Consider the following 12,293-nt stretch of genomic DNA (forward strand, 5'->3'; position numbering starts at 1 on the left):
CATGTCCGGGGGCCGGGCGGGGCCGGTTGAGCGATCGCTCAAATTCCCCTAGGGTGCCGGTTGAGCGATCGCTCAACACGTCGAACGGGGGGTGGGGATGGGTCTCTACGTCGAGACGCGCATCCGGGCCGGCATGGACGAGCTCTGGGAGCGCAGCCAGGACCCGGCCCAGCACCAGCGGTGGGACCTGCGGTTCACCACCATCGGCCACCTCCCGCGCGCCGAGGGCGAGCCCCAGCGGTTCCGGTACGCGACCCGCATACTGCCGTTCCTCTGCGTCGACGGGACCGGGATCTCCGCCGGGGAACGCCACCGCCCCGACGGCACCCGGGTGTCGGCCCTGCGGTTCGCCTCGGAGCACCCGCTCTCGCTGCTCGCCGAGGGCAGCGGCTACTGGCGCTACGTCCCCGACGCCGACGGGATCCGCTTCCTCACCGGCTACGACTACCGCCCGCGCTGGGGAGGCTTCGGGGCCCTCGCCGACCGGCTGGTCCTGCGCCCCCTCATGGGCTGGGCCACCGCCTGGTCCTTCGACCGGCTGCGGCTGTGGTGCGAGCGCGGGACCACCCCGGGCCGCGCCCTCGCCCGCGCGCTCGCCGAGAGCGCCCTGCGCGCCCTGCTGTCGGCGGCCGCCCTGCTGTACGCGCCGCTGCCGGTCGCCCTGTTCGTCCTGGCCGCCGCACTGCTGGCGCCCCCGCTGCCCGGCACCCCGGCCGCCCGCCGCTGCCTGCGCACCCCGCCCGGGCGGTCCACGGCCCGCGCACCCCGCCTGCTCAGCACCCTGGAGCCGTCATGACCTCCATCTTCCGGACCCACATGGGCAAAGAGTTCGACCGTCTGCACCCGCAGATCCAGCGCCGTTTCTCGGTGGGCCTCACGAGCGGAGAGGGCTGCGTCGGCCGCGGCACCATGGAGCGGATATGGCACGGCCCCGGCTACGTGAAACCCTTCCTCCGGCTCGGCGGGACGCGAAACATCCTGGTGCCGCGCGAGGGGCGGAACGTCCCCTTCGTCATCGAGAACCTCCCCTACCTCGACTCCTTCGGCCGCGAGACCGTCACCTTCGTACGGACCTTCCAGCTGCCCGACGGGCCGCACCGGTTCGACGCCACCATGGTCCACAGCCCCGAACGCGACTGCGTCCTCGACTACCTGGGCACCCACCAGCACCTCGCCAGCGACCTCCGCATGAGCGCCGAGCCCGACGGCTCGCTGCTCATCCGCTCCGGCGAACACCGCTTCCGCGAGGGCCCCGTCGACGTCCGCGTGCCCGACCTGATCGGCGGCGACGCGGAGGTCCGCGAGTCCTTCGACGACGCCACCGGCCGGTTCCGGATCCGGGTGCGCGTGGTCAACCGCCGCTTCGGACCGCTCTTCGGATACGAGGGCTCCTTCACCGCGGAGTACGTCGACGCCCGCGAACGGTGGGCGACCGGCCTGTGCGGCGACCTGCGTCCGGTCCGTGAGGAGGCCCGGGCATGAGCGCCGCCACCAAGGAGAAGCTGCTCGAAGGAGCCCTGCGCACCCTGGCCGAGCAGGGCGTCGCCAAGGCCTCCGCACGCACCGTCGCGGCCACCGCCGGGGTGGGGCAGGGCCTGATCTTCTACCACTTCGGCTCCGTGGACGAGCTGCTCGCCGCGGCCTGCCGGTACGGCGCCGAGCAGCGCGTGGCCCGCTACCGCGACCGCCTCGCCGCCCTCGGCAGCCTCGCCGAACTGCTGGAGTTCGCCCGCGCCATGCACGAGGAGGAACGGGCCGCCGGGAACGTCGCGCTGCTCGGGCAGCTGCTGGCCGCCGGGCAGACCTCACCCGTCCTCGCCGCCGCCACCGCCGACGGGCTCGGACTGTGGATCGGGGAGCTGGAGAAGGTCCTCACCCGGCTGCTGGCGGCGACCCCGCTGGAGGGGTACGCCGACCCGGCCGGGCTGGCCCGGGCCACGGCCGCCTCCTTCATCGGCATCGAACTGTACGAAGGGGTCGACCCGCAGGGCGCCGGCAGCGCGCTCGCCGCACTGGAACAGCTCGCCCGACTGGCCACGATGCTGGAGGGCCTCGGCTCCCTGAGCCAGCGCGTGGTACGCCACGGCCTGCGGCGCGGCACCCGCTGAACCCGGCCGCGCCGCCCGCGCCGCCGGAGCCGCCCGCCTGCGTCACCCGTACGGCCCACGCCGCCCGATCCGCGGAAAGACCGCCCGGTCGGCCGAGCCCCGTTCGACACGACCGGAGCCGTCACCTTTCGTAGGGATATCGGCCTCGGGATCGACCATCGGGAGGGACCGTGGCGCCGGAAGGCTTCGACTACGAGACGCACAGCCGCCTCGCCGGTCCCCTCGCGCGGCCGGCGCCCGGGCCCGACGGCGTCCACCGGGTGGAGTACCGGTCCCTGCTCTCACGCGAGGAGGTCCGCACCCGAATACGGGCGATCGCCCTCATGACCCTGGCCCCGGTGGCCGCGGCCACCCTGCTGCTCTACCTGGTCTGGCCCACCCACTGGACCGTCCGGGAGGGCGCCGCCCGATGGCTGGTCGTCCTCGATGCCACGATGCTCTGCTCCATCGCGCTCATCATGCTCTTCACCCTGGTCAACGTGGTGTCGATCGCCCACGCCACGATGGCCGCCCGGGACCCCGTCCCCGTACCGGCCGAGCCCGGCACCCGCGTCGCGTTCCTGACGACCTACGTCCCCGGCAAGGAGCCCCTCGCCATGGTGCGGGCCACCCTCCGGGGAGCGCGGCGCGTCCGCCACGACGGCCCGCTGGACGTGTGGCTGCTGGACGAGGGCGACGACCCCGAGGCCCGGGCACTGTGCGCGCGACTCGGCGTACGGCACTTCACCCGCAAGGGAGTGCCCGAGTGGAACACGGCCAAGGGCCCCCACCGGGCGAGGACCAAGCACGGCAACTACAACTCCTGGCTGGCGAGCCACGGCGACGACTACGAGTTCTTCGCCTCCGTCGACACCGACCACGTCCCGCTCGCGAACTACCTGGAGCGGATGCTCGGGTTCTTCCGCGACCCCGACGTCGCCTTCGTGGTCGGCCCGCAGGTCTACGGCAACTACACCGAGGCCGTCACCAAGGCCGCCGAGTCCCAGCAGTACCTCTTCCACGCCCTGATCCAGCGGGCCGGCAACCGCTACGGCGCCCCCATGTTCGTCGGCACCAACAACGCCGTACGGATCAGCGCCCTGCGGCAGATCGGCGGACTCTACGACTCCATCACCGAGGACATGGCCACCGGCTTCGAGCTCCACCGCCGCAGGAACCCGGCCACGGGCCGGTTCTGGCGCTCCGTCTACACCCCCGACGTGCTGGCCGTCGGCGAGGGCCCCGCCTCCTGGACCGACCTCTTCACCCAGCAGCTGCGCTGGTCGCGGGGCACCTACGAGACCCTGTTCAAGCAGTACCGCAAGAGCCTCTTCACGATGCCCGCCGGGCGCCGGCTCAACTACACGCTGATGCTCGTCTACTACCCGATGACCGCCGTGAACTGGCTGCTCGGCATCCTCAGCTGCGCCCTCTTCCTCTGGTTCGGCGCCTCCGGCACCCAGGTCTCCTCCAAGGTCTGGCTGATGCTCTACGCCGACGCGGCCGCCCTCCAGGTGGGCCTGTACCTGTGGAACCGCCGGCACAACGTCTCGCCCCACGAACCGGCCGGCTCCGGCGGCGTCGCCGGCATGGCCCTGTCCGCGGTCTGCGCGCCCGTCTACCTCAGGTCACTCGGCTCGGCGGTGCTGCGCACCGAGGGCCGTTTCGTCGTCACCCCCAAGGGCGGTGACGCCAGCCCCGACCGGCTGGCGACCTTCCGCATCCACCTCTTCTGGGCCGCCGTCCTGGTCGTCTCGCTGCTGGCGTCCGTCCGCTTCGACCACACGCACGTCGCCATGCGCGTCTGGGCGGTGCTGGCACTGGGCATCGCGCTCGCCCCGGTCGCCGTGTGGTGCGTGACGCGCCGCCGGCCCGTCTCCGGCGGCGGCGCGGACGGAGGTTCCGAGCCGGGTGAGGAGCCGGCGTACGTCCGGGCGACAGGAGGGAACTGAGCATGGACTACCGGCCGTCGAAGAAGTTCAAGAAGACCGCCCTCGGCGCCGCCGCCGTGCTGGTGCTGGTCGCGCTCAACGCACCCGCCGCGCTCTCCTTCGCCGAGGACAAGTACCACGCGTACAAGATCGGGCAGACCAGCTACCGGATCCAGTACGGGTCGTGGGGCCTCGTCGGGCTCCCCGAGGAGTACCGGATCAACGCCATGCACGCGGCCCTGCTGCACACGGGCAAGGTGCTGCTCATCGCCGGCAGCGGCAACAACCAGAAGAACTTCGACAAGGGCACCTTCGACACCGTCCTGTGGGACCCGGAGGACGACAGCTTCAAGAAGATCCCGACACCCGAGGACTTCTTCTGCGCCGGGCACAGCCAGCTGCCCGACGGCCGGCTGCTGGTGGCCGGCGGCACCGCCCGGTACGAGGTCCTCCACGGGAAGGTCACCCGGGCGGGCGGCCGGATGCGGGTCAAGAACGAGAACCCCGACAAGAGCGTCAAGCTCCGCAAGGGCACCCGCTTCCGCTCGCCGTCCGGGGTGGAGTACGAGGCGAAGTTCGACGTGGTCGTGCCGAAGGCCAGGAAGAAGTTCGAGATCACCTACGGGCGCGGGGGCAAGGTCGTGCCGTGGCGGACCACCGTGGTCGCCGCCGAGTCACGGGTCTTCGTGGAGGCCGTGAAGCCCGGCGCCGAGGGGCTGACCACGGAGGCCGCGCAGTACGAGGTGGTCGGGCTGACGGGCAAGGACGCCGACAACGTCTACGGGCTCGCGGAACGGCTGAGCGCCGACAAGCAGGACTTCCAGGGCATCAAGTCGGCGTACGAGTTCGACCCGGTGGCGGAGAAGTACCTGCGCGTCGACCCGATGGGCGACGCCCGCTGGTACCCGACGCTCGTCACCCTGCAGGACGGGCGGGTGCTCGCGGTCTCCGGGCTGAACGACGTGGGCGACGTGGTGCCCGGCGACAACGAGTACTACGACCCGCAGACGAAGAAGTGGTCGAAGGCCCCCTTCCACTACTTCCCGACCTATCCCGCGCTCTTCCTCATGCAGGGCGGCAAGCTCCTATACACCGGTTCCAACGCGGGCTACGGCCCGAAGACCAAGGGGCGCGAGCCCGGGGTGTGGGACCTCGCGACCAACGAGTTCAAGAAGGTGGGCGGGCTCGCGGAGCCGGACCGGCTGGAGACCTCCGCCTCGCTCCTGCTGCCGCCCGCCCAGGACCAGAGGGTGATGGTCCTCGGCGGTGGCGGGGTCGGCGAGTCCAAGCTCTCGTCCAGCCGGACCGCGATCGTGGACCTGAAGGAGGAGAACCCGGTCTTCCGGACCTCGGCGCGGCTGCCGCGCGCCACCCGCTACCTGAGCAGCGTGCTGCTGCCGGACGATTCGGTCTTCACCACCGGCGGGTCCGCCGACTACCGCGGCCGCGGCGCCAGCGACATCCACAAGGCGCAGTTCTACTACCCGCGCACCGACTCCTTCGCGGCCGCCGCCGACCCGACCGTGGGCCGCAACTACCACTCCGAGGCGCTGCTGCTGCCCGACGGGCGGGTGGCGACCTTCGGTTCGGACCCGCTCTTCGCCGACAAGGACAACACCAGGCTCGGCAAGTTCGAGCACCGGCTGGAGGTGTACTCACCCCCGTACCTGTACCGGGACCCGGCCCGGCGGCCCGTCCTGGGCGAAGGGCCCGGGGAACTCGACGCGGACGGGCGGGCCACCTTCGCCGCGGCGCACCCGGAGCGGATCGAACGGGCCCGGCTGATGCGGCCGAGCGCCGTCACGCACACCACGGACGTGGAGCAGCGCTCGATCGAGCTCGGGCTGACCAGGACGGACGACTCGGTCACGGTGTCGGTGCCGCGGGACCCGACGCTGGTGCCGCCGGGCTGGTACATGCTGTTCGTGACGGACGCCGACGGGACGCCCTCGGTGGCGAGGTGGCTCCAGGTCAAGGCCCCGCGGCCGGCGGCCCCGTAGTCACTCCCGGGCGCGGCGGGCCAGTCCCAGGGCGTAGTCCGGCCACCAGGTGCCGGCCGTCGGACCGCCGCGGCAGGTCCCGTCGGACTCGCCGGGCCGCTTGACCCAGAGGTACGCGTCGACGAGCGGGTCGCCCGTCCGGTCGGTCGGCGGTGCCCCGAGGGCGCGGCCCGGCGGATTGCACCAGGCCTGGGCGCGGTCGCCGGGCAGCGGGCCGTCGCCGTTGCGGCTGGTGTCGATGACGAAGTGCTTGCCGCTGGTGCCCTGGGAGATCCTGGCGCCGTAGGCGCGGGCGGCGGCGTCGGGCTGGAAGTTCGAGACGTTGAGGGCGAAGCCGTCGGCGCGGGCCAGACCCGCCTTGAAGAGGGGGTCGACCAGGTCCATCGGGTTCGGGATCCAGGCCGGGTTGCCGGCGTCCAGATAGACCTTGGTGTTGCGGTTCTTCTTGAGCCGGTCGACGGCCTCGGAGAGCAGCTGGTAGCGCTCGGCGTGGTGCTCGGGCCGGGTGCAGCCGTCGATGATGTGCGCGATCGCGTCCGGCTCCAGGACGACCACGGCCTTGGTGTCCTCGATGTTGTCGGCGAAGGCACCGATCCAGCTGCGGTAGGCGCGGGCGTCCGGGGCGCCGCCGGCCGAGTGCTGACCGCAGTCCCGGTACGGGATGTTGTACGCGGCGAGCAGCAGGGTCCGCCCGGTGGCCCGGGCTCCCGCCCTGGCCCGGCGGATCTCGGGGCCGGGGTCGTCGCCGGGTCCCCACAGGGTGAGCGGGCGGTCCGCGATCCGGCGCAGCACCTGGGCGTCGCTGTTGCGGCCCGCGGCCTCCCAGGCGGCGACCTGCCGGGCGGCGTCGCTGTGCGGGTCCACCCAGAACGGGGACTCCTCGGCGGCGGCGACGGGGGAGGGGGCCGCGGGCGTGGCGGCGGGGGTTCCCGGCTCGGGGGCGGGCTCGCCGCCGCAGGCGGGGGCCGCGGCGAGGAGCGCGAGGAGGCCGAGGACGGGGGCGGTGGTGCGAAAACGCGGCCTGCGAGCGGCGGGGGGCATCCGGCTTCCTCGGGACGAAGGGTCGGGCAGCGGAGCAAGATACCGGGATATGTTGACATGTCGGACAGTTGGCATGGGTGTGCGACACCGGGCGGCCGGGCCCGGCGGCCGGGCTCAGCGGCCGGGGTCGCCGGTGGTGAGCGCGATCGCCAGCGGGGTGCGCTCGTAGTGGACCTGGTGGCCGTGGCGGGCGGAGATGAGCAGCCCGGCCGCCTGCAGGACCGACAGGTGCGCCGAGACCGTGGACGGTGCCAGACCGAGCCGGTGGGCCAGCGCCGTGGTGGAAGCCGGTTCCTCCAGCGCGCACAGCACCTCGGCCCGGGCCCGGCCCACCAGCCGGGCGAGCGCGTCCGGGGTGTTCTGCTGGGCCGGGGTCCACAGGGCGCCGATGCCGCGGGCCGGGTAGACGATCGTGGGCTGCCAGGGCGGGTCGAAGCCGCCCGCGATGCCCGGCCAGATGAAGGCGCTCGGCATCAGGAGCAGCCCCTGGCCGCCCAGGACGCGCTCGTGGTGACTGGGCCGCTCGATGGTCAGGGTGAGGGAGGCGGCGTCCCAGGCGAGGCCCGGGTGCAGCCCGTCGAAGAGCGACTGGAGACCGCCGGCCGCGAGCCGGCGCGAATGGAAGAGGACGTCCGCCTCCAGCAGGGCCCGCAGCCGCGGCCAGTGCGGCTCGATCAGCACGCTCCAGGCCCGCTCCAGCAGATCCGCCAGATCGCGCACGGCCCGGGCCGGATCGGCGAGCAGCGACCGGCCCAGTTCGCTGTCGAGGGCGCCCGGGGTGCAGGCCAGGGACTTGCGGATGTCCTCGTGGGCCGCGGCCGGATCCGTGCCGCGGATCAGGGCCAGCTCCTCCTCGAAGGAGACCCCGGGCCCGCTGGGCGGCGGGCCGATGAAGTCCGCACTGTGCCCGCGGTGCGGCATCAGGAGCCACAGCGGCCGCAGGTCCAGTCCGTCGGCCGCGGCACGGATCCCCCGCAGCCAGGGCAGGTGGTAGGCCTGCCGGTCCGGACGGCTCAGCGTGCGGACCGCCTCCTGCGTTTCCCACGCGGGCGACAGCGCGAAACGGCACCGCAGCAGGTCCTCGTGCCCGAAGTAGTGGTGCAGCCCCATCCCGGCCCCCTTCTCTTCCCCGTGTACGGGAACGACGGGAACGACTCTGCCCCGACATTCGGCCCCAGGCGAATCTCTGGGGCGCCGGCCCCGGGCCCGGGACGCTGGGCGCATGCCAGCCGACACCCAGGCGCCCGGGCGGTCCGCACCGCCACCGGGCTACCGCTCCGTGTTCCGGGTCCGTGAGTTCCGGACCGTCTTCGCCGCCCACCTGCTGTCCGTGTTCGGCGTGGTCGTCGCCGAGATCTCGCTGTCCGTCCTCGTCTACCGCACCACCGGCTCGCCCCTGATGAGCGCGCTCACCTTCGCCCTGGGCTTCCTGCCGTACGCCCTCGGCGGCACCCTGCTCGCCGGGATCGCCGACCGCCACCCCGCCCGCCGGGTGCTCGTCGCGTGCGACCTCGTCTGCGCGCTGTGCGCGGCCGCCATGGTGGCGCCGGGCACGCCCGTCGCCGTGCTCCTCGTACTGCGCTGCGCGATGGCCTTCGTGGCGCCCCTGTTCCAGGGCACGCGCAACGCCTCCCTCGCCGACGTCCTCGGCACCGGCGACGCCTTCGTCCTGGGCCGCTCGCTGCTGCGCATGGTGGCCCAGAGCGCCCAGCTCATCGGCTTCGGGCTGGGCGGGCTGCTGCTCACCGTGCTCGCACCGCGCGCGGCCATCGCCCTCACCGCCGCCGGGTTCCTCGGCTCCGCGCTGCTGCTGCGGCTGGGTACGCGCAGCCGCCCCGCCCGCGGCGGCGCCCGTACCTCCCCGCTCGCCGGACTGCGCGCCGTCCTCGGCCGGCGACGGCTGCGTGCGCTGATGCTGCTGTTCTGGCTGCCCCCCGTCTTCCTGGTCGTCCCCGAGGCGCTGCTCGCCCCGTACACGGACGGCATCGGCCTCGGCACCGCCGCCCTCGGACTGATGATGTGCGCCATGCCCGTCGGCACCATCGCCGGGGAGCTCTGGGCCGGCTCGGCCCTCACCGCCCGGACGCGATCGCGGATCGTGGTGCCGCTCGCCGCCGCCGGGCTGCTGCCGCTCCTGGTCTTCGCGGTCCGGCCGGGCCTGCCCGTGGCCCTCGCCGCCCTGTTGCTCGCCGGGCTGGCGCACGCCTACACCCTCGGTCTGGACCAGTGGTACGTCGAAGCCGTCCCCGACGAGCTGCGCGGCCGGGCGATGACACTGCTGAGCACCGGCCTGATGACCCTCCAGGGCGTCGGCATGGCCCTGGCCGGCCTCGCCGCCGAATTCCGTCCGGTGCACGAGGTCGTCACCGGCGCCGGGATCCTCGGCACGGGGGTCGTCCTGCTGCTCCTGGCCGAACTCCGGTGCGCCGTCCGGCAGGAGGAACGACTGAGGGATGAGACGGCCCCCGCGGTGAAGTGACCTCCCGGTAGGGTCGGACGCGTGCCCAAGCCGCTCAGCCTTCCCTTCGACCCCATCGCCCGCGCCGACGAGCTCTGGCAGCAGCGCTGGGGACCCGTGCCCTCCATGGCCGCGATCACCTCGATCATGCGCGCGCAGCAGATCCTGCTCGGCGAGGTCGACGCGGTCGTCAAGCCGTACGGGCTGACCTTCGCCCGGTACGAGGCGCTGGTGCTCCTCACCTTCTCCAAGGCCGGCGAACTGCCGATGTCCAAGATCGGCGAGCGGCTGATGGTCCACCCGACGTCGGTCACCAACACCGTGGACCGGCTGGTGAAGTCCGGACTGGTCGCCAAGCGGCCCAACCCGAACGACGGCCGCGGCACCCTCGCCTCGATCACGGAGAAGGGCCGGGAGGTCGTCGAGGCCGCCACGAAGGACCTGATGGCCGTCGAGTTCGGCCTCGGCGCGTACGACGCCGAGGAGTGCGGGGAGATCTTCGCGCTGCTGCGCCCGCTGCGGGTGGCCGCGGCGGACTTCCAGGAGTAGCCGGGGCCGTGGCCCGGGACCCGGTGCCGGGGCCGGGGCCGCGTCAAGATCGAGCAAAACGGACGGCTAGGCTCGTCGGCATGAAACGAAGCGTGCTGACCCGCTACCGCGCCATGGCCTACGTGACCGCGGTCATGCTCCTGATCCTCTGTGCCTGCATGGTGGCGAAGTACGGCTTCGACACCGGCGCCGATCTGACCTTCGTGGTCTCGCAGGCCCACGGTGTGCTCTTCATGATCTATCTGGTCTTCGCCTTCGACCTGAGCTCCAAGGCCAGGTGGCCCTTCGGCAAGATGCTCTGGGTCATGCTCAGCGGAACGATTCCGGTGGCCGCCTTCTTCGTCGAGCGCAAGGTCCGCGCCGAGGTCGAGCCGCTGGTCGACGACTCGCTGGCGACCGCCAAGGCCTGATCCCCGCCCCCTGCGAGGCGAGCGTCACCCACCCCCGGGGCGAGTCCCCGGGGGTTTGCCATCGACATTTACTAGGACGTCCTAGTAAATTCATGGGTATGGACGCTGACGCCATCGAGGAAGGCCGCCGTCGCTGGCAGGCCCGCTATGACAAGGCCCGCAAGCGCGAGGCAGACTTCACCACGCTCTCCGGCGACGAGGTCGAACCGGTCTACGGGCCCCGGCCCGGCGACGCGTACGAGGGCTTCGAGCGCATCGGGTGGCCGGGCGAGTACCCGTACACCCGCGGACTCCACGCCACCGGGTACCGCGGCCGGACCTGGACCATCCGGCAGTTCGCCGGGTTCGGGAACGCCGAGCAGACCAACGAGCGCTACAAGATGATCCTGGCCGCCGGCGGCGGCGGGCTCTCCGTCGCCTTCGACATGCCGACCCTCATGGGCCGCGACTCCGACGACCCCCGCTCCCTCGGCGAGGTCGGCCACTGCGGGGTCGCCATCGACTCCGCCGCCGACATGGAGGTCCTGTTCAAGGACATCCCGCTCGGTGACGTCACGACCTCGATGACGATCTCGGGCCCGGCCGTCCCCGCCTTCTGCATGTACCTGGTCGCCGCCGAGCGGCAGGGCGTCGACCCCGCCGTCCTCAACGGCACGCTCCAGACCGACATCTTCAAGGAGTACATCGCCCAGAAGGAGTGGCTCTTCGAACCCGAGCCGCACCTGCGCCTCATCGGCGACCTCATGGAGTACTGCACGAAGGGCATCCCGGCCTACAAGCCGCTGTCCGTCTCCGGCTACCACATCCGCGAGGCCGGGGCCACGGCCGCGCAGGAGCTCGCGTACACCCTCGCCGACGGCTTCGGCTACGTGGAGCTGGGCCTCTCGCGCGGCATGGACGTCGACGCCTTCGCGCCCGGCCTGTCCTTCTTCTTCGACGCGCACCTCGACTTCTTCGAGGAGATCGCCAAGTTCCGTGCCGCACGCCGGATCTGGGCCCGCTGGATGAAGGAGGTCTACGGGGCGAAGAGCGAGAAGTCCATGTGGCTGCGCTTCCACACCCAGACCGCCGGTGTCTCGCTCACGGCGCAGCAGCCGTACAACAACGTCGTGCGCACCGCCGTGGAGGCCCTCGCCGCCGTGCTCGGCGGCACGAACTCCCTGCACACCAACGCCCTCGACGAGACCCTCGCCCTGCCGAGCGAGCAGGCCGCCGAGATCGCCCTGCGCACGCAGCAGGTGCTGATGGAGGAGACCGGCGTCGCCAACGTGGCGGACCCGCTCGGCGGTTCCTGGTTCGTGGAGCAGCTCACCGACCGCATCGAGGCCGAGGCCGAGAAGATCTTCGACCAGATCAAGGAGCGCGGCCTGCGCGCCCACCCGGACGGGCAGCACCCGATCGGGCCGATCACCTCGGGCATCCTGCGCGGCATCGAGGACGGCTGGTTCACCGGGGAGATCGCCGAGTCGGCCTTCCAGTACCAGCGGTCGCTGGAGAAGGGCGACAAGCGCGTCGTCGGCGTCAACGTGCACCACGGATCAGTCACCGGGGACCTGGAGATCCTCCGGGTCAGCCACGAGGTGGAGACCGTCCAGGTGCGGGAGCTGGCGGCCCGCAAGGCCCGGCGCGACGACGCCAAGGTGGACGCGGCGCTCAAGGCCATGCTGGACGCCGCCCGGGACGGGTCGAACATGATCCCGGCCATGCTGGACGCGGTGCGGGCCGAGGCCACGATGGGCGAGATCTGCAACGTCCTGCGCGACGAGTGGGGCACCTACACCGAGCCGCCGGGCTTCTAGGCCGCCTGTGCGAGACGG

11 protein-coding genes are annotated in these 12,293 nt (G+C 72.4%); 9 read left to right on the top strand and 2 right to left on the bottom strand.

The window, feature by feature from the left end; genetic code table 11:
- The first annotated feature begins 97 nt into the window (after nt 1-97).
- From DEJ51_RS23155 to DEJ51_RS23175, 5 genes are all read left to right on the top strand, one after another.
- Entirely contained in the window at nt 98-796 is a 699-nt protein-coding gene (locus DEJ51_RS23155) for a hypothetical protein (RefSeq protein WP_150259429.1), read from the top strand.
- The gene (locus DEJ51_RS23160; RefSeq protein WP_150259430.1) at nt 793-1,482 is read left to right on the top strand and encodes a DUF4166 domain-containing protein; all 690 of its coding nucleotides are present in this window, start codon (nt 793-795) and stop codon (nt 1,480-1,482) included. The genes DEJ51_RS23155 and DEJ51_RS23160 overlap by 4 nt, the downstream gene beginning before the upstream one ends.
- Complete coding sequence (locus DEJ51_RS23165; protein WP_150259432.1) at nt 1,479-2,108, top strand: TetR/AcrR family transcriptional regulator; 630 nt, start codon at nt 1,479-1,481, stop codon at nt 2,106-2,108. The genes DEJ51_RS23160 and DEJ51_RS23165 overlap by 4 nt, the downstream gene beginning before the upstream one ends.
- A gap of 170 nt (nt 2,109-2,278) precedes the next feature.
- Nucleotides 2,279-4,039, top strand: a complete 1,761-nt coding sequence (locus tag DEJ51_RS23170; protein WP_150259434.1) for a glycosyltransferase family 2 protein — start codon at nt 2,279-2,281, stop codon at nt 4,037-4,039.
- Between the two features lie 2 nt (nt 4,040-4,041).
- Entirely contained in the window at nt 4,042-6,018 is a 1,977-nt protein-coding gene (locus DEJ51_RS23175; RefSeq protein WP_150259436.1) for a kelch motif-containing protein, read from the top strand.
- On the opposite strand, the gene DEJ51_RS23180 is transcribed toward DEJ51_RS23175, so the two are convergent.
- Together DEJ51_RS23180 and DEJ51_RS23185 are read right to left on the bottom strand one after the other, a co-directional pair.
- Nucleotides 6,019-7,059 carry a glycoside hydrolase family 6 protein gene (locus DEJ51_RS23180; protein ID WP_150259438.1) on the bottom strand — a complete coding sequence of 347 codons (1,041 nt, stop codon included), beginning with the start codon at nt 7,057-7,059 and terminating at the stop codon, nt 6,019-6,021.
- A gap of 114 nt (nt 7,060-7,173) precedes the next feature.
- The gene (locus tag DEJ51_RS23185) at nt 7,174-8,169 is read right to left on the bottom strand and encodes an ArsR/SmtB family transcription factor (protein WP_150259440.1); all 996 of its coding nucleotides are present in this window, start codon (nt 8,167-8,169) and stop codon (nt 7,174-7,176) included.
- Nucleotides 8,170-8,281: 112 nt separating this feature from the next.
- On the opposite strand from DEJ51_RS23185, the gene DEJ51_RS23190 reads away from it, so the two are divergent.
- The 4 genes from DEJ51_RS23190 (at nt 8,282) to DEJ51_RS23205 (ending at nt 12,275) form a co-directional block, all read left to right on the top strand.
- Nucleotides 8,282-9,538 carry an MFS transporter gene (locus DEJ51_RS23190; protein WP_150259442.1) on the top strand — a complete coding sequence of 419 codons (1,257 nt, stop codon included), beginning with the start codon at nt 8,282-8,284 and terminating at the stop codon, nt 9,536-9,538.
- A gap of 21 nt (nt 9,539-9,559) precedes the next feature.
- Nucleotides 9,560-10,066 carry a MarR family winged helix-turn-helix transcriptional regulator gene (locus DEJ51_RS23195; RefSeq protein WP_150259444.1) on the top strand — a complete coding sequence of 169 codons (507 nt, stop codon included), beginning with the start codon at nt 9,560-9,562 and terminating at the stop codon, nt 10,064-10,066.
- An 80-nt stretch (nt 10,067-10,146) separates the two neighbouring features.
- On the top strand, nt 10,147-10,476 hold the full coding sequence (locus DEJ51_RS23200) for a DUF3817 domain-containing protein (protein ID WP_030764021.1): 330 nt from the start codon (nt 10,147-10,149) through the stop codon (nt 10,474-10,476).
- 98 nt (nt 10,477-10,574) lie between these two features.
- A complete protein-coding gene (locus DEJ51_RS23205; RefSeq protein ID WP_150259446.1) occupies nt 10,575-12,275 on the top strand; it encodes a methylmalonyl-CoA mutase in 1,701 nt (566 codons plus the stop codon).
- Nucleotides 12,276-12,293 lie beyond the last annotated feature (18 nt).

The organism is Streptomyces venezuelae, assembly GCF_008642275.1.
Lineage (GTDB): Bacteria > Actinomycetota > Actinomycetes > Streptomycetales > Streptomycetaceae > Streptomyces > Streptomyces venezuelae_E.

Excerpts from the sequence above, each read along its gene's own strand:
- DEJ51_RS23155 (WP_150259429.1), top strand. The coding sequence starts at position 98 with ATGGGTCTCTACGTCGAGACGCGCATCCGGGCCGGCATGGACGAGCTC.
- DEJ51_RS23160 (WP_150259430.1), top strand. The coding sequence starts at position 793 with ATGACCTCCATCTTCCGGACCCACATGGGCAAAGAGTTCGACCGTCTG.
- DEJ51_RS23165 (WP_150259432.1), top strand. The coding sequence starts at position 1,479 with ATGAGCGCCGCCACCAAGGAGAAGCTGCTCGAAGGAGCCCTGCGCACC.
- DEJ51_RS23175 (WP_150259436.1), top strand. The coding sequence starts at position 4,042 with ATGGACTACCGGCCGTCGAAGAAGTTCAAGAAGACCGCCCTCGGCGCC.
- DEJ51_RS23180 (WP_150259438.1), bottom strand. The coding sequence starts at position 7,059 with ATGCCCCCCGCCGCTCGCAGGCCGCGTTTTCGCACCACCGCCCCCGTC.
- DEJ51_RS23185 (WP_150259440.1), bottom strand. The coding sequence starts at position 8,169 with ATGGGGCTGCACCACTACTTCGGGCACGAGGACCTGCTGCGGTGCCGT.
- DEJ51_RS23190 (WP_150259442.1), top strand. The coding sequence starts at position 8,282 with ATGCCAGCCGACACCCAGGCGCCCGGGCGGTCCGCACCGCCACCGGGC.
- DEJ51_RS23200 (WP_030764021.1), top strand. The coding sequence starts at position 10,147 with ATGAAACGAAGCGTGCTGACCCGCTACCGCGCCATGGCCTACGTGACC.
- DEJ51_RS23205 (WP_150259446.1), top strand. The coding sequence starts at position 10,575 with ATGGACGCTGACGCCATCGAGGAAGGCCGCCGTCGCTGGCAGGCCCGC.